At 61.5% G+C, this 16978-nt stretch carries 20 protein-coding genes and 1 riboswitch; of the genes, 11 read left to right on the forward strand and 9 right to left on the reverse strand.

The genetic code is table 11. The features are described 5' to 3' along the window. Nucleotides 1-37 precede the first annotated feature (37 nt). The 4 genes from rpsP to ACSV9I_RS14515 form a co-directional block, all read right to left on the reverse strand. Nucleotides 38-412: a 30S ribosomal protein S16 gene (gene rpsP, locus ACSV9I_RS14500; protein WP_054159164.1), complete on the reverse strand. Its 375-nt coding sequence runs from the start codon at nt 410-412 to the stop codon at nt 38-40. Between the two features lie 64 nt (nt 413-476). Continuing rightward, nucleotides 477-797 carry a chorismate mutase gene (locus tag ACSV9I_RS14505; RefSeq protein ID WP_054159165.1) on the reverse strand — a complete coding sequence of 107 codons (321 nt, stop codon included), beginning with the start codon at nt 795-797 and terminating at the stop codon, nt 477-479. Nucleotides 798-807: 10 nt separating this feature from the next. Then, the gene (ffh, locus tag ACSV9I_RS14510; RefSeq protein ID WP_438329528.1) at nt 808-2385 is read right to left on the reverse strand and encodes a signal recognition particle protein; all 1578 of its coding nucleotides are present in this window, start codon (nt 2383-2385) and stop codon (nt 808-810) included. A gap of 277 nt (nt 2386-2662) precedes the next feature. Next, on the reverse strand, nt 2663-3247 hold the full coding sequence (locus ACSV9I_RS14515; RefSeq protein ID WP_438329530.1) for a hypothetical protein: 585 nt from the start codon (nt 3245-3247) through the stop codon (nt 2663-2665). Nucleotides 3248-3346: 99 nt separating this feature from the next. Here ACSV9I_RS14515 and ACSV9I_RS14520 point away from each other — a divergent pair, with 99 nt between their 5' ends. The 11 genes from ACSV9I_RS14520 (at nt 3347) to ACSV9I_RS14570 (ending at nt 14064) form a co-directional block, all read left to right on the forward strand. Beyond that, on the forward strand, nt 3347-4429 hold the full coding sequence (locus ACSV9I_RS14520; RefSeq protein WP_438329531.1) for an MBL fold metallo-hydrolase: 1083 nt from the start codon (nt 3347-3349) through the stop codon (nt 4427-4429). A gap of 76 nt (nt 4430-4505) precedes the next feature. Next, nucleotides 4506-4636: riboswitch (TPP riboswitch) on the forward strand. Between the two features lie 94 nt (nt 4637-4730). Further along, on the forward strand, nt 4731-6569 hold the full coding sequence (thiC, locus tag ACSV9I_RS14525; RefSeq protein WP_438329533.1) for a phosphomethylpyrimidine synthase ThiC: 1839 nt from the start codon (nt 4731-4733) through the stop codon (nt 6567-6569). Beyond that, complete coding sequence (locus tag ACSV9I_RS14530) at nt 6566-7549, forward strand: FAD-dependent oxidoreductase (RefSeq protein ID WP_438329535.1); 984 nt, start codon at nt 6566-6568, stop codon at nt 7547-7549. Before thiC ends, ACSV9I_RS14530 begins: the two co-directional genes overlap by 4 nt. Continuing rightward, a complete protein-coding gene (gene thiS, locus ACSV9I_RS14535; RefSeq protein ID WP_438329537.1) occupies nt 7546-7743 on the forward strand; it encodes a sulfur carrier protein ThiS in 198 nt (65 codons plus the stop codon). The genes ACSV9I_RS14530 and thiS overlap by 4 nt, the downstream gene beginning before the upstream one ends. A gap of 1 nt (nt 7744) precedes the next feature. Further along, complete coding sequence (locus ACSV9I_RS14540; RefSeq protein ID WP_438329539.1) at nt 7745-8521, forward strand: thiazole synthase; 777 nt, start codon at nt 7745-7747, stop codon at nt 8519-8521. Continuing rightward, a complete protein-coding gene (locus ACSV9I_RS14545; protein ID WP_438329540.1) occupies nt 8518-9123 on the forward strand; it encodes a thiamine phosphate synthase in 606 nt (201 codons plus the stop codon). The genes ACSV9I_RS14540 and ACSV9I_RS14545 overlap by 4 nt, the downstream gene beginning before the upstream one ends. Nucleotides 9124-9208: 85 nt before the next feature. After that, on the forward strand, nt 9209-10120 hold the full coding sequence (gene dapF / locus ACSV9I_RS14550) for a diaminopimelate epimerase (protein ID WP_438329541.1): 912 nt from the start codon (nt 9209-9211) through the stop codon (nt 10118-10120). Beyond that, nucleotides 10117-11409, forward strand: coding sequence for a tRNA (N(6)-L-threonylcarbamoyladenosine(37)-C(2))-methylthiotransferase MtaB (gene mtaB, locus ACSV9I_RS14555; protein WP_438329543.1), 1293 nt, complete (start codon nt 10117-10119; stop codon nt 11407-11409). Before dapF ends, mtaB begins: the two co-directional genes overlap by 4 nt. A gap of 19 nt (nt 11410-11428) precedes the next feature. Further along, nucleotides 11429-12808 carry a signal recognition particle-docking protein FtsY gene (gene ftsY, locus ACSV9I_RS14560; protein ID WP_438329669.1) on the forward strand — a complete coding sequence of 460 codons (1380 nt, stop codon included), beginning with the start codon at nt 11429-11431 and terminating at the stop codon, nt 12806-12808. A 27-nt stretch (nt 12809-12835) separates the two neighbouring features. Beyond that, the gene (locus ACSV9I_RS14565; RefSeq protein WP_438329545.1) at nt 12836-13477 is read left to right on the forward strand and encodes a septation protein A; all 642 of its coding nucleotides are present in this window, start codon (nt 12836-12838) and stop codon (nt 13475-13477) included. Further along, on the forward strand, nt 13474-14064 hold the full coding sequence (locus tag ACSV9I_RS14570) for a DUF2585 domain-containing protein (RefSeq protein ID WP_438329547.1): 591 nt from the start codon (nt 13474-13476) through the stop codon (nt 14062-14064). The genes ACSV9I_RS14565 and ACSV9I_RS14570 overlap by 4 nt, the downstream gene beginning before the upstream one ends. A gap of 3 nt (nt 14065-14067) precedes the next feature. Here ACSV9I_RS14570 and ACSV9I_RS14575 read toward each other — a convergent pair whose 3' ends face one another. Genes ACSV9I_RS14575 through ccmA form a run of 5 tightly spaced genes read right to left on the reverse strand, consistent with a single transcriptional unit; the run spans nt 14068 to nt 16959 of the window. Next, entirely contained in the window at nt 14068-14658 is a 591-nt protein-coding gene (locus ACSV9I_RS14575; RefSeq protein ID WP_438329549.1) for a DsbE family thiol:disulfide interchange protein, read from the reverse strand. Beyond that, nucleotides 14655-14831, reverse strand: coding sequence for a heme exporter protein CcmD (ccmD, locus tag ACSV9I_RS14580; protein WP_438329550.1), 177 nt, complete (start codon nt 14829-14831; stop codon nt 14655-14657). The genes ACSV9I_RS14575 and ccmD overlap by 4 nt, the downstream gene beginning before the upstream one ends. Further along, nucleotides 14828-15595, reverse strand: a complete 768-nt coding sequence (locus ACSV9I_RS14585; protein ID WP_054159179.1) for a heme ABC transporter permease — start codon at nt 15593-15595, stop codon at nt 14828-14830. The genes ccmD and ACSV9I_RS14585 overlap by 4 nt, the downstream gene beginning before the upstream one ends. Before the next feature lie 60 nt (nt 15596-15655). Further along, complete coding sequence (gene ccmB / locus ACSV9I_RS14590) at nt 15656-16315, reverse strand: heme exporter protein CcmB (RefSeq protein WP_054159180.1); 660 nt, start codon at nt 16313-16315, stop codon at nt 15656-15658. After that, the gene (gene ccmA, locus ACSV9I_RS14595; protein WP_438329670.1) at nt 16312-16959 is read right to left on the reverse strand and encodes a heme ABC exporter ATP-binding protein CcmA; all 648 of its coding nucleotides are present in this window, start codon (nt 16957-16959) and stop codon (nt 16312-16314) included. The genes ccmB and ccmA overlap by 4 nt, the downstream gene beginning before the upstream one ends. Nucleotides 16960-16978 lie beyond the last annotated feature (19 nt).

Consider the following 16978-nt stretch of genomic DNA (forward strand, 5'->3'; position numbering starts at 1 on the left):
CAGAAGCCACCGCCCGTCTCATGCGGCATTGAGCCGATTATTCTGCGGAGCCTTCGGCAGCAGCGGCTGCAGCGTCAGCAGCCTTCTGAGCCTTCTCGGCAGCGCGCTCCTGGGCCTTCTTGCCTGGCTTTGCCTTGTCCGGGTTGCTGCGAACAGCGCGCTCGGCGATACCGGCTTCAGCCATGAAGCGCAGAACGCGGTCAGTCGGCTGGGCACCCTTGGCAACCCATTCCTTGATGCTCTCGACATTCAGCTCAACGCGCTTCTCGTTGTCCTTGCCGAGCATCGGGTTCCACGAACCGACCTTGTCGAGGAAACGGCCGTCACGCGGCGAGCGGGCGTCGGCAACGACGATCTGGTAGTAAGGACGCTTCTTGGAACCGCCACGGGCGAGACGAATCTTGAGGGACATGTGTAACTCCTTGAGGTTTTGAACGGGGAGCCGCAGCGCACCCGCTTTCTTGTTGAGGCCGCCGTCAGACGGTCTTTTCGATGGCACCGCCATGTTCGGCGGCAATGGCTTCATGATGCCGGATGACTTCCTTGATGATGAAGTTCAGAAACTTCTCGGCGAAATCCGGATCCAGATGGGCGTCCTGAGCCAGGCGGCGCAGGCGTTCAATCTGGTATTCTTCGCGTGCCGGGTCCGCCGGCGGCAATTCGTGGTTGGCCTTGAGAACACCAACCGCCTTGGTACAGCGGAACCGTTCGGCCAGCATGTGAACAAGGGCCGCGTCGATATTGTCGATCGACTGGCGGTATCCCGCGAGCTGCTGCTTGATGGCTGGATCGATCACCTCAGCGCCCTCACTTCTTCTTCGGCAGGCCGGGAAGGCCGGGGAAACCACCACCAAGGCCCGGCAGCTTCGCACCGCCGAGGCCAGGAAGCCCGCCCAATCCACCTGTGCCACCCATGCCAGGCAGAGAGCCGGGCTTGATGCCGGCGGCTTCCGCCTGCTTGGCGAGCGCCTCAAGCTGTTTCGGATCCATTTTCGAGAGATCCGGCATGCCCATGCCGCCCATGCCACCGAGGCCCATCTTGCCGGCAAGGCCGCCCATCATCTGCTTCATCATGCCGCCGCCCTTCTTGCCGCCCATGGCCTTCATCATGTCGGCCATGCCGCGATGCATCTTGAGCAGCTTGTTGATTTCGGCGGCATCCGTGCCAGAACCGGCAGCGATGCGCTTCTTGCGGGAATGCTTGAGAAGATCGGGATTGGCGCGCTCAGCCTTGGTCATCGAGGAGATGATGGCGAGCTGGCGATCAAAGACCTTGTCGCTCATGCCGGAGGCGGCAAGCTTGTCCTTCATGCCGGACATGCCCGGCATCATGCCCATGATACCGCCCATGCCGCCAAGCGACTTCATCTGCTTGAGCTGTTCGGCCATGTCATTGAGGTCGAATTTGCCCTTGGCCATCTTCTCGGCCATCGCGCGGGCTTTTTCGACATCGATAGTCTCGGCAGCCTTCTCGACCAGCGAGACAATGTCGCCCATGCCGAGGATACGATCCGCGATACGGCGCGGATGGAACTCGTCGAGTTCCGACATCTTCTCGCCGACACCGATCAGCTTGATCGGCTTGCCGGTCACGGCACGCATGGAAAGGGCAGCACCACCGCGCCCGTCGCCATCCATGCGGGTGAGCACAAGACCGGTAATGCCGACGCGCTGGTCGAAATTGCGGGCCAGATTCACGGCATCCTGACCGGTCAGCGAGTCCGCGACCAGCAGAATTTCATGCGGCTTCGAGCGGGCCTTGATCTCGGCCATCTCGATCATCAGCGGCTCGTCGATATGCGTGCGACCGGCGGTATCGAGGATGACCACATCGTGACCGCCGAGCTTGGCGGCCTGGACGGCGCGCGCGGCAATATCGGTCGGCGACTGGCCGGCGATAACAGGCAAGGTATCGATGCCGGTCTGTACGCCGAGCTGGCGAAGCTGTTCCTGGGCGGCCGGGCGACGCGTATCGAGCGAGGCCATCAAGACCTTCTTCTTCTCGCGCTCAGTCAACCGCTTGGCAATCTTGCCTGACGTCGTGGTCTTACCCGAACCCTGCAAACCGACCATCATGATGACGACGGGCGCTGCGGCATGCAGATCGATCGTCACACCCTCGGAGCCGAGCATCTCGACGAGTTCGTCATGGACGATCTTGACGACCATCTGACCGGGCTTGATCGACTTGAGAACAGCAGCACCGACAGCCTTTTCGCGCACCTTGTCGGTGAAGCTGCGAACCACTTCAAGCGCGACGTCGGCTTCAAGAAGAGCCCGACGCACCTCGCGCAGGGCAGCGGAGACATCCGCTTCCGACAGCGCGCCACGGCCGGTCAGTCCATTCAGGATGGAACCAAGGCGGTCCTGGAGGTTTTCAAACATCGGCTCTTCCTTGCATGGTTTCGGGATACCCAAAACCTCGGTCTTCTCGACGCCGAAAACAAGACGCAAAGCCAAAAAGCACCCGAGGGCGCATCGCGCTGTCGGGTGTTGACCTCCGGGATCTCTTTATACCTTTACGGGTCCCGGTCGGTGGCTTGGAGTGCTTGTCTCGTCGCAGATTGCGGGGATAAACAGGAAAAACCGCCGAAAGTCAACGCAAATTGCGAAATGCTACCCGGATCGACACCCACAGCGCCGCGCAGATGACTGCCGCGACTTAAGGAGCTGGGTAGCGAGCCGAATATTCTGCCTTGCGGCGTGCCAGCGTTTCATTCCAGTTACGGATGGCTGCGCCATCTCCAGCGAGCGCTTGCTCCCGGAGTTTCTGCACCCAGTATCCGGCATCCTCGCTGAATTCGTAGACGGTCAATCCATGCTCGGCGAGCACCGCCTGGGGATCAAAGCCTGGAGAGGATGCCGCAGCCTCCAGATGGCCCTGAACGCGGGCATAATCGTCGAAAGTCACCAATTTGCGCTCCCGCGCGATCGAGCCGGTGGTCTCGGCAAAAAGCGCGGCATCCGCCCTGGAGAAGGCTTCGCCATAGCGCGATGTGAGCTTCAGGTCCTTATCTTCACGCAGTGCTTCGAGGAAGCGCTCGTTGACCTCCTCGAACATCTGGTCATCGACCGCCAAGCTCTGCAGCACCTGCTTGCGATCTTGATTGTTCGCGAGCCGCGCCGAGGCTTCCGCCCAGGCCTCGAAAGATACGCCATGCACCGGCGGGGGAATGTCATCGGCAGCGGCAAGGGAAGGAGCGGCGACGAACATTATGGCAAGCAACAGACTTGAAAAGATCTTCATCGGTTCTCAAATGGCTTTGGGCAAAACAACGGTATTGGCAATGGATACCGCGCGGGAGCGCGACTTGAAGGGCCATACGTCACATTCTATGAAACGACGATGAAGAGACGCCAGTTTTTCAAATGGACGGGGATGGGTCTGGCGCTGCTGGGCGGCGGTCTCGCGGCAGGGAGAGCCATGGCGGGCAATCGCTATTATTCTGGACCACTCTCGGACCACTTCGACGGTAAGGTCTTTTTCAATCCCGGCGGCGAGGAACCACGCGGCTTCACCGATCTGTTGCGCTGGCAATTCGAAGGCGGGCGCGTTGCATGGCCGAAGTCCGCAATGGCGGGCTCTCTTCCGGCAACGAAACCCGAGCAGCGCGTCGATGGCACCCGCCTTGTCGTCACGATGGTCGGCCATGCGACACTGCTCATCCAGACGGCTGGGCTAAACATCCTGACGGACCCGGTCTGGTCGGAGCGCGCGAGCCCCGTGTCCTTCGCCGGACCAAAACGCGCCAACCCACCTGGCATCGCCTTCGAGGACCTGCCGCCGATCGACATCGTCATCGTCACGCACAATCATTACGACCACCTCGATGTCGCGACCTTGAAACGGTTGGGTCAGGGGCATGATGCACGCATCATCACGCCGCTCGGCAATGACACGATCATTCATGCCGAACACCCGTTTACCGGCACTTCGGTAATGGACTGGGGCGACCGCCTAGATCTCGGCAACGGACTGGTGGTCCATTGCGAGCCCTGCCATCATTGGTCGGCACGTGGCATGGGCGACCGGCGCATGGCGCTTTGGGCGGCCTTCCTCATCGAAACGCCGGGCGGAAAGATCTACCATATCGGTGATACCGGTTATGCCGAGGGACAGCACTACCGGGAGATCCGCGAGAAGCATGGCGACATTCGTCTCGCCATCCTGCCGATCGGCGCCTACGAGCCGCGATGGTTCATGAAGGCGCAGCACCAGAATCCGCAAGAAGCAATCGAGGGATTTCACCTGAGCGGCGCCCAGTTCGGCATCGGCCATCACTTCGGCACCTTCCAGTTGACCAATGAGGGCATCGACGATCCGCCGAAGGCACTTACGACCGCAATGGCTGCAAAGGGTATCGGCACGGATCGCTTCAAAGGCCTGCGGCCTGGCCAGCAATTCGATGTGCCGATGCGGATTGCCTGACACGGGCCATTGGCACGAGAATTCTCCGACAGCGCAATCGGCGATTGACACGCCGCATCGTTTTGATGAGACTTCACGCATTCACCAGGGGTGTCCCGTCAAGGGGCTGAGATTTCGCTACGCCAAACCGCAAGGGACAAGCAGCGCGATGACCCGTTGAACCTGATCCAGTTCATACTGGCGTAGGGACGGTGCGAGCGCTTGCGAAAACGACGATTCGGACACCCCGAATCCCGTGGCGTCTTTCCATCATTCCGGCTGACATGACTGGGTCTCCAACCTGAACACTTGGAGCTCCACGATGAACATTGCCCCCCAATTCAAAAAACCCGAAGTGACAACCGGGCCGCTTCCGGCCTCGACCAAGATCTTCCTTGAAGGCGAAATCTACCCGGAGATTCGTGTGCCAATGCGCCAGATCGCGCTGCATCCGACCTCCGGCGAGCCACCGGTGACGGTCTATGATTCCTCCGGCCCCTATACCGATTCGACCGCAGAGATCGCCATTGACCGCGGCCTGCCGCGCCACCGCCTCACCTATCTGGCGGCGAGCGGCGACCTGGAAACCTATGACGGCCGATCCTTGAAACCGGAGGACAACGGCCTCGTTTCCGACGAGAAGAAGACGCCCGAGTTTCCCGTGAAACATCGGCCGCTCCGCGCTCGGAACGGCAAGGCCGTAACCCAGCTTGCCTATGCCCGGGCTGGCATCATCACCCCCGAGATGGAATTCGTCGCGATCCGCGAAAATCTCGGCCGCAAGGCGCTGAAGGAGGCTCTTGTTCGAGATGGAGAGAGCTTTGGCGCCGAAATCCCCGACTATGTGACCCCGGAATTCGTCCGCCAGGAAGTGGCGTCCGGCCGGGCGATCATTCCCGCCAACATCAACCATCCCGAACTCGAGCCGATGGCAATCGGCCGAAACTTCCTGGTCAAGATCAACGCCAATATCGGCAACTCCGCCGTGACCTCGTCCATGGCCGAGGAGGTCGAGAAGATGGTCTGGGCGATCCGCTGGGGCGCCGACACCGTTATGGATCTCTCGACCGGCCGCAACATTCACAACATCCGCGACTGGATCCTACGCAATTCGCCCGTTCCGATCGGCACCGTGCCCCTCTACCAGGCACTGGAAAAGGTCGGCGGCATTGCCGAGGATCTGACCTGGGAGGTTTATCGCGACACGCTGATCGAGCAGGCCGAACAGGGCGTCGACTATTTCACCATCCACGCCGGCGTGCGGCTGCATTACATCCCGCTCACCGTCAACCGCGTCACCGGCATCGTTTCGCGCGGTGGTTCGATCATGGCCAAGTGGTGTCTGCATCATCACAAGGAGAGCTTCCTCTACGAGCATTTCGAGGAAATCTGCGATATCTGCCGGGCATACGATATCTCCTTCTCACTGGGCGACGGCCTGCGCCCGGGCTCGATTGCCGATGCCAATGATGCAGCCCAGTTTGCCGAACTGGAGACGCTGGGAGAGCTGACCAAGATTGCCTGGGAGAAAGACTGCCAGGTGATGATCGAGGGGCCCGGCCATGTTCCCATGCACAAGATCAAGGAGAACATGGACAAGCAGCTGAAGACTTGCGGCGAGGCCCCCTTCTACACGCTGGGGCCACTGACGACGGATATTGCGCCGGGTTACGACCACATCACCTCCGGCATCGGGGCTGCCATGATCGGCTGGTTCGGTACGGCCATGCTCTGCTACGTCACGCCGAAGGAACATCTGGGCCTGCCCGACCGCGACGACGTGAAGACTGGCGTCATCACCTACAAGATTGCAGCCCATGCCGCCGATCTCGCCAAAGGGCATCCGGCCTCTCGCCTGCGCGACGACGCGCTCAGCCGCGCCCGGTTCGAATTCCGCTGGGAGGATCAGTTCAACCTCTCGCTCGACCCGGACACCGCACGATCCATGCATGACGAGACCCTGCCCAAGGAGGCACACAAGGTCGCCCATTTCTGCTCGATGTGCGGGCCAAAATTCTGCTCCATGCGGATCTCCCATGACATTCGCGCCGAAGCCCAGAAAGAGGGCCTGGCCGCCATGGCGGAGAAATACCGCGCCGGCGGCGACCTCTACATGACGGGCGAGGAGATGGCGGCACTCGACACGGGAGACCGGCAATGACGGTTCGGGTGAAGGGCGCTGGCGTCGCAGGCCTCGCTGCGGCGGTCGAACTGGCGCGAAAAGACATCCGCGTCGAGGTGGTCGAGATGCGCCGTGATATCGGCCTTGGGGCCTCTCATTGGGCAGGCGGCATGCTCGCCCCCTATTGCGAGCGGGAAGCCGCCGAGGAAATCGTGCTGATATCAGGTCTTTCCGCCGCCGACTGGTGGGAGGAGGCTGTCCCCGGCCTCGTCTCACGAAGGGGAACGCTGGTGCTGGCCAATCCCCGCGATCTGCCGGATCTCAAGCGCTTCGCAAGCCGCACGCGGGGTCATCGCTGGCTGGATGAAGCAGAACTTGGAGCGTTGGAGCCCGGTCTTGCCGGGCGTTTCGACACTGGCCTCTTCTTCACTGACGAGGCCCATCTCGACCCCCGCAAGGCGTTGCGGGGTCTTTACGAGGTGGCACGACAGCTAGGGGTCTCCTTCCGCTTCGGCGAGGACGTCAGTGATACGGAAGACTATTCTGCGACCGTCGACTGCACTGGGCCGCAAGCGATCGGAGAGATCGAGGGACTGCGCGGTGTTCGCGGCGAGATGCTGTATCTGGAAACGTCGGAGGTGACCCTTTCCAGACCGGTCCGGCTCCTGCATCCCCGCCATCCGATCTACGTCGTCCCGCGCGGCAACGGCCGCTTCATGCTGGGTGCAACGATGATCGAGGCAGAGGATGACGGGCCAATCACCGCACGCACGATGATGGAACTCCTGAACACCGCCTATGCCCTCGATCCCGCCTTTGCCGAGGCCCGCATCGTCGAAACCGGCACCGGCATCCGCCCGGCATTTTCCGACAATGTACCGCGTGTCGTCGAAACCAAACAAGGACTGGCCTTGGCCGGCATGCATCGCCACGGCTTCCTTCTGGCGCCGGGTCTAGCCCGGGAAGCGGCTGAGCGCATCGCCGGACGTCTGAACGCCGCCCAAAGGAGGAGCGCATGAACCTCATCGTCAACGGAGAGGCCGTGGAAGCGGACATCCACACTCTCGCAGAGCTGCTCTCAAAGCTGGACTACGAAGGTGACTGGCTGGCGACGGCCGTCAATGGCGACCTCGTCCATCGCGAGGACCGGGCCTCATACATGCTGAAAATCGGCGACCGGATCGAGATCCTGGCGCCCAAGCAGGGAGGATGACATGACACTGGATCTCTATGGGAAGACAATCCCCTCGCGGCTGCTGCTGGGGACGGCACGCTACCCATCGCCTTCAATCCTTGCTGAAGCGGTGCGCCGCTCCGGAGCCCGGATCGTGACCGTCTCGCTACGCCGGGAAACCGCAGGCGGCAAGGCGGGCGGCGCCTTCTTCCAGTTGATCCGCGATCTCGGCGTGCATGTCCTGCCCAACACCGCCGGCTGCCACAGCGCCCGCGAGGCGGTGCTGACAGCGAAGATGGCGCGGGAGGTCTTTGCGACCCCGTGGGTCAAGCTCGAAGTGATTGGCCATCACGACACGCTGCAGCCGGATGTCTTCGAACTGGTCGAGGCGGCGAAGATCTTGAACGCTGAAGGTTTCGAGGTCTTTCCCTATACCACGGACGATCTGGTGGTTGGCGAGAAGCTTCTCGCCGCAGGCTGCCGTGTGCTGATGCCGTGGTGCGCACCGATTGGCAGCGCTATGGGTCCGCAGAACGTTTCCGCCTTGCGTGCGATGCGGGCGGAATTTCCCGATATACCCCTGATCGTCGATGCTGGTATCGGAAGACCATCCCATGCCACGGCCGTGATGGAACTTGGCTATGACGCCGTCTTGCTCAACACGGCGGTCGCGGGAGCCGGGGATCCGGCATCCATGGCCGAGGCCTTTGCCGGGGCGATCGAAGCTGGGTACTTGGCCCACCGTTCCGGCATGCTGGCGCCACGCGACATGGCGGTACCGTCGACCCCCGTGGTTGGAAAAGGAGTCTTCGCATGAAGCTCGATCCCTTCTACCTGATCGTCGATAGCGCCGATTGGATTGAGCGTCTGGTGCCATTGGGCGTCAAACTGGTGCAATTGCGGATGAAGGATGCCGATTCCGTGGCCCTTCGTCAGCATATTCGCCGTTCAATGCGCGTCTGCGCCGATCATGGCTGCCAGTTGGTCGTCAACGATCACTGGCAGATTGCGATCGACGAGGGGAGTGACTTCGTTCATCTCGGCCAGGAAGATCTGGCAGACGCCGATCTCACAGCGATCCGCAAGGCAGGACTGAAACTCGGCCTCTCGACCCATGACGACGCAGAACTGGAAACAGCGCTTGCCGCCGACCCGGACTATGTGGCGCTCGGGCCGGTCTACCCGACGATCCTGAAGAAGATGCCGTGGGCGCCGCAAGGCCTGGACAGGCTGGCGCTGTGGAAGCAGAAGATCGGCGCATGCCCGCTGGTGGCCATCGGAGGGCTGCGACCGGACCGACTGGCAGGCGTGTTCGCGGCGGGCGCCGACAGCGCCGCCGTAGTCACCGACATCACGCTGAACGCCGATCCGGAGGCGAGGACCCGCGAATGGCTCGCGACAACCCAGATGAAGCGTTAACCCCCGGGCGGGTCGGCAAGCGCGCGCACTGGTAATTTGGCTCTCTTTCCGCCATATAGGCAGAGAAAGACAAGGAAGGACGACGATGGCTGATCGGGTTGAATTCGCGAAGATGAACGGGCTTGGCAACAAGATCCTGGTCGTCGACATGCGCGGACGGACCGATCGCGTGACGCCCGAAGCCGCTGTGGCGCTTGCCTCCGATGCCGAGACCGCCTTCGACCAGATCATGGCAATCCATGACCCCAAGCGTGACGGCACCGACGCCTATATCGACATTCTCAACTGCGACGGCACCATGGCGCAAGCCTGCGGCAACGGCACACGGTGCGTGGTCCAGGCGTTGGCGAGCGAAACCGGCCGCAAGACCTTCACCTTCCAGACCATCGCCGGCATCCTCAATGCGGTCGAACATGAGGACGGCACGATCTCCGTCGACATGGGCCGCCCGGTTTTCGAGTGGGACAGGATCCCGCTCTCGGAAGAGTTTCACGACACAAGCCGCATCGAGCTGCAGATCGGGCCAATCGATGCACCGATCCTGCATTCGCCCTCTGCCATGTCGATGGGCAATCCGCATGCCGTCTTCTGGGTGGACCGCGATCCGATGACCTTTGACCTGGAGCGCTTCGGACCCCTGCTCGAGAATCATCCGATCTTCCCCGAAAAGGCGAATATCACGCTTGCCCAGGTGACCTCGAAGGCCACCATGGTGACCCGCACCTGGGAACGCGGCGCCGGCCTGACGCTGGCCTGCGGCTCTGCCGCTTGTGCTGCTGGCGTATCGGGCGCCCGCACCGGCCGCACGGACCGCAAGGTCACGATCACTGTTGCCTCAAGCCCTAACCGCGGCGCGTTGACAATCGACTGGCGCGAGGGCGACGACAAGGTCGTCATGACCGGGCCTGCCGAATGGGAATGGTCGGGCACACTTGACCCGGTCACCGGAAGCTGGAACCGCGACCCAGGCAGCAATGCAGAGGCTGCCACCTCGTGAGCCCTGATCGACAGGGGGCAATCGAGGTCATCACCTTTGGCTGCCGGCTAAACACTTACGAGTCAGAGGTGATGAAGGCCGAGGCGGCAAAGGCCGGGCTAACCGACGCCATTCTCGTCAACACCTGCGCGGTAACGTCAGAAGCGGTGCGCCAGGCACGCCAGGCGATCCGCCGGGCACGCCGGGAGAACCCGGAAGCCCGCATCATCGTCACCGGTTGCGCCGCCCAGACCGAGGCGCAAAACTTCGCTGATATGCCCGAGGTCGATGCCGTCCTCGGCAACGAGGAAAAGCTGAAGGCCGAGCACTATCGCCGCCTGCCGGATTTCGGCGTCTCGGCCGAGGAAAAGGTCGCCGTCAACGACATTATGAGTGTGACCGAGACGGCGCCGCAGATGGTGGCGCATATCGACGGTCATGTTCGCGGCTTTCTCCAGGTCCAGAATGGCTGCGACCATCGCTGCACCTTCTGCATCATCCCCTATGGTCGCGGAAATTCCCGTTCGGTGCCCATGGGCGCCGTCGTGGAGCAGGCCCGCAAGCTGGTTGAGAACGGCTATCGCGAGGTGGTGCTGACCGGGGTGGATGCGACGAGCTATGGCGCAGACCTCCCCGGCACGCCGACCCTCGGTCTTCTCGCCAAGACACTGCTCAAACAGGTGCCGGAGATCCTGCGTCTGCGCCTCTCCTCGATCGACAGCATCGAGGCGGACAGCCATCTCTTCGACCTGATTGCCGACGAGCCCCGCTTCATGCCGCATCTGCACCTCTCATTGCAGCATGGCGACGACATGATCCTGAAGCGTATGAAACGCCGGCATTCCCGCGCCGACGCCTTGGCCTTTGCCGAACAGGTTCGAAGCCTGAGGCCCGGCTTTGCTTTCGGCGCCGACATGATCGCAGGCTTTCCAACCGAGACCGCGGAAATGGCTGCTAATTCCGCGCGCCTCGCCGAGGACATCGGCATCGCACATCTGCACGTCTTTCCCTACAGCCCGCGACCTGGAACGCCTGCGGCACGCATGCCGCAACTCGATAGGGCGCTGGTGAAGACACGCGCAGCCGAGCTTCGCGAAACGGCAGAGCGACTGCGGGCACAGCATCTGGTGTCACGTGTCGGCACACGACAGAAGCTGCTGGTCGAGCGCAACGAAATGGCGCATACGGAAGACTTCACCCTCGTCGCGACGCCCGGCATGAAACCCGGGACTTTTGCCGAGGTTTTGATCGGTGGTCAGAATGGCCGCCATCTGACGATTGCATCAGCAGCGGACAGCGCTGCGGCCTGACAGACGGAACAGAGTGACCATGGCCCTCGGCTTCATCAAGAAAGTCTTCACCTTCGGCAAGGAGAAGCCAGCAGACCCCGCGTCAGACACGAGCGAGACGCGGCTGACCGATGCCGAGAAGGCCATGATTGCAACGGAGACCGAGCCAACCGACAGGATCGAAGACCTGCCGCTGGCCGCAGACCCTGTGCTGCCGGAAGAAATGGAGACCGCAGGCGGACCGGCGGGCGATCTGGAGACAGTTCCGCTGGACCTGCTCCGCGCTGAAGTCGAAGCCGAAAGCGAAAACGCTTCTGATGACCTGGATGCACTCCCGACCATCGAGGAGGCCGCAAGGGCGGACGCGGACGTGAAGCCCGCTCTTCTCGATGAAGCCCATGACGTCGACGAAGAAGAAACCGTAACACCAAGCCTGCCGAAGGGCTTTGCCGCCTATGCTCCAAGCGCCTCCGAACCGAAAGCATCAGAACCGGAGGAGAAGCTCAGCTGGTTTCAGCGTCTGAAGGCTGGCCTTTTCCGTACGTCATCGCAGCTGACTGGCCAGATCACCGCCCTTTTCACCAAGCGCAAGCTGGATGACGAGACGCTGGAAGAACTGGAAGATCTTCTGATTCAGGCCGATCTCGGCGTCGAAACGGCGCTGCGCATCACCGACACGCTGGCCTCCGAGCGATATGGCAAGGACGTGACCGGCGAAGACGTGACCAAGATCATGGCAGCCGAAATCGTCAAGGCGCTGACGCCGGTTGCCAAGCCTCTGGCGCTCGATCTCAATCACAAGCCGCATGTCATCCTCGTCGTCGGGGTCAACGGCACCGGCAAGACAACCACGATCGGCAAGCTGGCGGCAAAACTGTCCGGCTCCGGCCTGAAGGTTATGCTGGCAGCCGGCGACACGTTCCGCGCAGCGGCCATCGAGCAGCTGAAGATCTGGGCCGATCGCACAGGTTCCAGCTTCATCGGCACAAAACTTGGCGCAGACGCCGCTGGCTTGGCTTACGAGGCCTTCGAGAAAGCCAAGGCAGAGAAGGCTGACGTCCTGATCATTGACACGGCTGGCCGCCTGCAGAACAAGACCGAGTTGATGGCCGAACTGGAAAAGATCGTCCGCGTGCTCGGAAAGCTCGATCCCGATGCACCACATACGGTGTTGCAGACACTCGACGCGACCACCGGCCAGAACGCCCTGCAGCAGGTCGAGATCTTCCGCAATGTGGCCGGCGTCAACGGCCTGATCATGACCAAGCTCGACGGCACGGCCCGCGGCGGCATTCTTGTCGCCATCGCCGCCAAGCACAAGCTGCCTGTCTATTTCATCGGCGTCGGCGAAGGCATCGACGATCTGGAACCCTTCGAGGCCGAAGATTTCGCCAGTGCGCTGGCAGGCATCGCCCGCTGAGCCGCATCTACGCAAAGGAACGACATCATGTCGGACACGTCCACCGATACGCATCCCTCCAAGGCAGACAAGCAGCACCCCATGCTGAAGATGGCGCTGGAGCTTGGGCCCCTGCTCGTTTTCTTCTTTGGCAATCTGCGCGGTGAATGGCTTGCCAAGACCTTCCCCGAACTGACCGCGATCGGCGGTCCGCTGCTGATTGCGACCGCCCTCTTCATGGCCGCGACGGCGGTGTCGCTGATCATCTCCAAGGTGGTCTTCAAGCATCTACCGGTCATGCCGTTCGTATCAGGCGTCGTAGTCATGGTTTTCGGCGGCTTGTCGATCTGGTTGCAGGACGACACCTTCATCAAAATGAAGCCGACCATCGTCAACTCGCTGTTCGGCGTCGTGCTGCTTGGCGGACTTGCCTTTGGCATGTCGCTGCTTGGCTATGTCTTCAACGCTGCTTTTCAGCTTGATGCGGAAGGCTGGCGTAAGCTGACGCTGCGCTGGGGGGTCTTTTTCCTGTTTCTCGCCGTGCTGAACGAGGTAGTCTGGCGCAATTTCTCCAATGACGCCTGGGTGAGCTTCAAGGTCTGGGGCACAATGCCGATCACCATCCTCTTTACGCTCGCACAAATGCCGCTGATCATGAAGCATACGGTTGAAGACAAGGACGAGGCATGAGCATCGCAGCCAATGAGCAGACGTCTTCTTCTTCCACGAAGTTCTGGATCACGGTAACGCTGGTCATTATCGCCGTGCAGATGGCCACCCAATACATGATGGGCCGGATCTGGATCTGCGAATGCGGTTACGTGAAGCTGTTCGAGCCTGGCGTAAACACCGCTGGAAACTCCCAGCATCTCTTCGACTGGTACACGCCTTCGCACATCATCCACGGCTTCCTCTTCTACCTGCTCGGCTGGGCAGTCCTGCGCGGCAAGCCGCTTGCAGCAAAGCTCTCGCTCGCGGCATTCATTGAGGCCGCCTGGGAAATCCTTGAGAATTCGCCCATCGTCATCGACCGCTATCGCACCGCGACCATGGCTGTCGGCTATACTGGCGACAGCATCTTGAATTCCGGCATGGACATGGTGTCGATGATAGCAGGCTTTCTGTTTGCCGCACGCGCGCCGGTCTGGCTGACCGTCACCATCGCCATCGTCTTCGAGGTGCTGACTGCCTTCGTCATTCGCGACAATCTGACCTTGAACGTCGTGATGCTGGTCTGGCCGGTCGAAGCCGTCAAGGTCTGGCAGGGTGGGCTCTGAGGCTCAAGGGCCCGACAGAGCCTTCTCGATTGCCGGCATGAGCTGGGTCTGAAACGTCTCCGGATCGAAGGGGCCGACCTTCTTGTAGAGGATCGTACCGTCCGGTCCGACGAGGTAGCTTTCCGGTATGCCGTAAACGCCCCAGTCTATCGCTGCCTTGCCATTCGGGTCGACCCCGATGGCCTTGTAGGGATTGCCGAGTTCGCCCAGGAACCGGAGAGCGTTGTCGTTGCGGTCCTTGTAGTTGATGCCGACCACCGTGACGCGCGGATCCTTCGAAAGCTCGAGCAGCATCGGGTGCTCCTGCCGGCAGGGCACGCACCAGGAGGCAAAGACATTGACCAGCGTCAGCTTGCCTTGGATGGCAGCTGTCGTCAGGGCTGGACGATCAGCCCCTTCAAGCGCCGGCAGGTTGAGCGCCGGCGCCTTGGTACCCAGAAGTGCCGAAGGGATTTCATTGACGTCCCGGCCAGACTGGAGCTGTGTCAGGAAAACGGCGGCAAGACCGGCGAAAACCACCAGAGGCAAAGCCGCCACAAGATAGCGGCCACGGCTCTTCGGCAGGGTTTGTTGTTCATCTTCTGGAGCGCTCATGGAGAGGATGTCTCACCAGTTGCAATCGCGGAACGACGCCGGATGCCTTGCTCTTCCAGAGATTTCAATTCGGCCTGCCGGGCACGGCCATCGAGCCAGGTCCAGGCGATGAGCCCGAGGCAAATGCCGCCTGCGGCAAGATAGGATCCGATGACGTAAAAAGCGTGGCTCATGCGGCATGCTCCCGTCCGGCCTGGCGCGCGGCCAGACGACGTTGGGCAGCCACACGTCGCCGCCAGATCTCGTTCCGCATCGCCATCAGATGCAGCGTGAAGAACAGACAGGTAAAGGCAAGCGCCATGACCAGGAGCGGCCAGAGAAACGCGGGATCGATCGTCGGTCCGTCGAGCCGCATGACGCTGGCTGGCTGGTGCAGCGTATTCCACCAGTCAACGGAGAACTTGATGATTGGAATATTGACGAATCCGACCAGGATCAACACGGCGCTAAGCCGGGCTGCCCGAGATGCGTCGTCCATGGCGCGGTTGAGCGCAATCAGACCGAGATACATGATGAAGAGAATGAAGACCGAGGTCAGTCGCGCATCCCAGACCCACCACGTGCCCCACATTGGCTTGCCCCAGAGCGATCCGGTGATGAGCGCAATCAACGTAAAGGCAGCACCAAGCGGTGCGGCAGCCCGGTGACTGACATCCGCAAGCGGATGACGCCAGACCAGTGTACCGATCGCGGACAGCGCCATCACGGAATAACACATCATCGAGAGCCAGGCGGCCGGCACATGCACATACATGATCCGGACCGTATCGCCTTGCTGATAATCGACCTCGGAGCCGAAACTCATATAGAGGCCGGCGATGAAGAGGAGCAGCGTCAGCCCCGAAAGCCAGGGCAGGATGGCTGCCGCAAGCGCGAGAAAACGCGTGGGATTGGCGAGATCGCCGATCTTGGAAATGGCAAAACTGCTGTTCGTCATGTCTTGCTTCTACCCCTATTCAAACCTGCTCGCAATTGATCCTGGTCAACGGCAGGTGCCTCAGTCTGCGGCATTGCGCAGCGCCAGCGCCGCGGAAAGCGGCCCGATCACGGCGAATAACAATGTGAGCGCCACGAGAAACAGGAAGGGCGGCAGGAAGGGTGCCGGATCCTGGACCGCTGCATAGGAAGCGCCCACCCCGAAGATCAGCACCGGGACCGCCAGTGGCAACACAAGGATCGACACCAGAAGACCACCGCGCGGCAAGGCCACTGCCACGGCGGCACCCGCTGCCCCGATAAAGGTGATGGCCGGCGACCCGACGAGCAGCGTCAGCATCACTGCACCGATCGCCTTTTCGTCCATGTTCATGAACAGGCCGAGAAGCGGCGAGGCAACCACCAAGGGCAAGCCTGTGGCAAGCCAATGGGCAAGGCACTTCACCAGCACGGTCAACACCAGTGGCGTTTCCTGCATGAGAAGCACATCAAGCGCTCCGTCCTCGCGCTCGGCCTGAAACAGACGATCAAGACCAAGCAGAGAAGAGAGCAGGGCGCCGATCCACACGATGGCCGGACCGATGCGCGAGAGGAGATTGAGGTCCGGGCCAACGGCGAAGGGCACGACAGCAACCACTGTCATGAAGAAGAGAACGCCGATCAGCGCTCCGCCGCCGGAACGCACGGAGAGTTTCAGGTCGCGAAGAAGGAGCGCCATCATGCCGCATCCTCATCGTCAGCAAAATCGAAGCCGGTGAGTTCGAGCCCCTGCGCGCCCTCCAGCCCAAGCGGATGATGGGTCGCCGCAATTACAATGCCGCCTGCGTCGCGATGCCCCCGAACCAGATCTTCGAACATGGCATCGGCACGGCGATCCAATGCGGCCGTTGGCTCATCCAGAATCCAGACTGGTCGATGCGCAACGAGCAGACGGGCCATGGCGAATCGCCGCTGCTGCCCGGCCGAGAGATAGCCATAGGGCAGATGGGTGATACCAGCGAGATCGACAGCCTCGGCAGCCGCTTCCACGCTCATGCCCCGCCCCTCGCCGACATCACCCAGATAACTCTTCCAGAATGTCAAGTTTTCGAAAACGGTAAGTTCGCGCTTCATGCCGTTGCGATGACCAAGGTAGTGGCTGAACTCCCGCGCCGGTCGCTCTTCGCTTTCGGCCGCCACAAAGCAAACGGCGCGCCCGCTTTCGGGGGCCAGAAGGCCTGCGACGACCCGCAGCAAGGTCGACTTTCCGGTGCCGTTGCGGCCCGTCAAAATCATCGCTTCGCCGGCAGCCAAGGTAAAGGATATATTAAGGAAAATCAGATCGTCACCGCGTCTGGCGGACAGATTTTCGCAGACCAGCCTGATCATGTGCGCTTTCCGGCAG

This window comes from Rhizobium sp. G187, from assembly GCF_051549525.1.
In the GTDB taxonomy this organism is placed as follows: Bacteria; Pseudomonadota; Alphaproteobacteria; order Rhizobiales; family Rhizobiaceae; genus Allorhizobium.

Coding starts and splice junctions, on each gene's coding strand:
- thiC (WP_438329533.1), top strand. CDS start 4,731: ATGAACATTGCCCCCCAATTCAAAAAACCCGAAGTGACAACCGGGCCG.
- ACSV9I_RS14565 (WP_438329545.1), top strand. CDS start 12,836: ATGTCGGACACGTCCACCGATACGCATCCCTCCAAGGCAGACAAGCAG.
- ACSV9I_RS14575 (WP_438329549.1), bottom strand. CDS start 14,658: ATGAGCGCTCCAGAAGATGAACAACAAACCCTGCCGAAGAGCCGTGGC.
- ACSV9I_RS14545 (WP_438329540.1), top strand. CDS start 8,518: ATGAAGCTCGATCCCTTCTACCTGATCGTCGATAGCGCCGATTGGATT.
- ACSV9I_RS14540 (WP_438329539.1), top strand. CDS start 7,745: ATGACACTGGATCTCTATGGGAAGACAATCCCCTCGCGGCTGCTGCTG.
- ccmD (WP_438329550.1), bottom strand. CDS start 14,831: ATGAGCCACGCTTTTTACGTCATCGGATCCTATCTTGCCGCAGGCGGC.
- dapF (WP_438329541.1), top strand. CDS start 9,209: ATGGCTGATCGGGTTGAATTCGCGAAGATGAACGGGCTTGGCAACAAG.
- ACSV9I_RS14570 (WP_438329547.1), top strand. CDS start 13,474: ATGAGCATCGCAGCCAATGAGCAGACGTCTTCTTCTTCCACGAAGTTC.
- ftsY (WP_438329669.1), top strand. CDS start 11,429: ATGGCCCTCGGCTTCATCAAGAAAGTCTTCACCTTCGGCAAGGAGAAG.
- ACSV9I_RS14530 (WP_438329535.1), top strand. CDS start 6,566: ATGACGGTTCGGGTGAAGGGCGCTGGCGTCGCAGGCCTCGCTGCGGCG.
- ffh (WP_438329528.1), bottom strand. CDS start 2,385: ATGTTTGAAAACCTCCAGGACCGCCTTGGTTCCATCCTGAATGGACTG.
- rpsP (WP_054159164.1), bottom strand. CDS start 412: ATGTCCCTCAAGATTCGTCTCGCCCGTGGCGGTTCCAAGAAGCGTCCT.
- ccmB (WP_054159180.1), bottom strand. CDS start 16,315: ATGATGGCGCTCCTTCTTCGCGACCTGAAACTCTCCGTGCGTTCCGGC.
- ACSV9I_RS14520 (WP_438329531.1), top strand. CDS start 3,347: ATGAAGAGACGCCAGTTTTTCAAATGGACGGGGATGGGTCTGGCGCTG.
- thiS (WP_438329537.1), top strand. CDS start 7,546: ATGAACCTCATCGTCAACGGAGAGGCCGTGGAAGCGGACATCCACACT.
- ACSV9I_RS14515 (WP_438329530.1), bottom strand. CDS start 3,247: ATGAAGATCTTTTCAAGTCTGTTGCTTGCCATAATGTTCGTCGCCGCT.
- ACSV9I_RS14585 (WP_054159179.1), bottom strand. CDS start 15,595: ATGACGAACAGCAGTTTTGCCATTTCCAAGATCGGCGATCTCGCCAAT.